This window comes from Streptomyces sp. NRRL F-4489 (assembly GCF_001509485.1).
In the GTDB taxonomy this organism is placed as follows: Bacteria; Actinomycetota; Actinomycetes; order Streptomycetales; family Streptomycetaceae; genus Streptomyces.
The window spans coordinates 1-998 of sequence record NZ_LLZI01000167.1; the positions used below are offsets into that span (position 1 = coordinate 1).

The window sequence follows — 998 nt, forward strand, 5'->3', positions numbered from 1 at the left end:
GCCCCGCCCCGCTTCTCCCCGTACGTCGACACCTCCCTCACCCCCGCCTACGACCTGACCGCCACCGCCCGCCGCACCGGCGTCAAGCGCTTCACCCTCGCCTTCCTCACCTCCGGCGGCGGCTGCGTCCCCAAGTGGGGCGGCACCGGCGACCTCGGCGCCAACCCGGTGGCCGGCCAGATCCCGGCGCTGCGCAAGGCCGGCGGCGACGTCCGGGTCTCCTTCGGCGGCGCGAACGGCACCGAGCTGGCCGCCGCCTGCTCCTCCGCCGCCGACCTGGCCGCCGCCTACGGCGCCGCCATCGACCGCTTCCACCTCACCGCGGTCGACTTCGACATCGAGGGCGGCGCGCTGCCCGACACCGCCGCCAACGCCCGCCGCGCCCAGGCCATCGCCCAGCTCCAGAAGCGCCACCCGGGCCTGGACGTCTCGTTCACCCTGCCGGTGATGCCCGAGGGCCTCACCCCGGACGGCACCGCCCTCCTCGCCGACGCCCGCCGCCACGGCGCCAAGATCTCCACCGTCAACATCATGGCGATGGACTACGGCTCCTCCTACGGCGGCGACATGGCCACCTACGCCACCCAGGCCGCCACCGCCACCCACACCCAGATCCGGAAGGCCCTCGGCCTCACCGACCCCGCCGCCTGGCGCGCGCTCTCCGTCACCCCGATGATCGGCGTCAACGACGTCGCGGGCGAGGTCTTCCGGCCCGCCGACGCCACCGCCCTGGTGCGCTTCGCCCGGAGCAAGCACCTGGGCGGCCTGTCGATGTGGTCCGCCACCCGCGACCGCCCCTGCCCCGGCGGCCCGACCCCCTCCGCCCAGCCGCTGTGCAGCTCGATCGACCAGGCCCCGCTGGCCTTCACCACGGCGTTCGGCACGTACACCGGCTGACCCCCCACCGGTCCGGCACCCCCCACCCCGGACCGCTCCGCAGGCGGGGGGGGGGGCCCCCCCCCCCCCCCCCCCCCCCCCCCCCCCCCCCCCTTCCCCCC

Annotated in this window: 1 protein-coding gene; it reads left to right on the forward strand. The window is 77.1% G+C overall.

The window, feature by feature from the left end:
- A partial coding sequence (locus tag ADL22_RS14240) for a chitinase (RefSeq protein WP_066978176.1) occupies positions 1-897 on the forward strand: 897 nt, incomplete at its 5' end.
- Between the last annotated feature and the right edge of the window lie 101 nt (positions 898-998).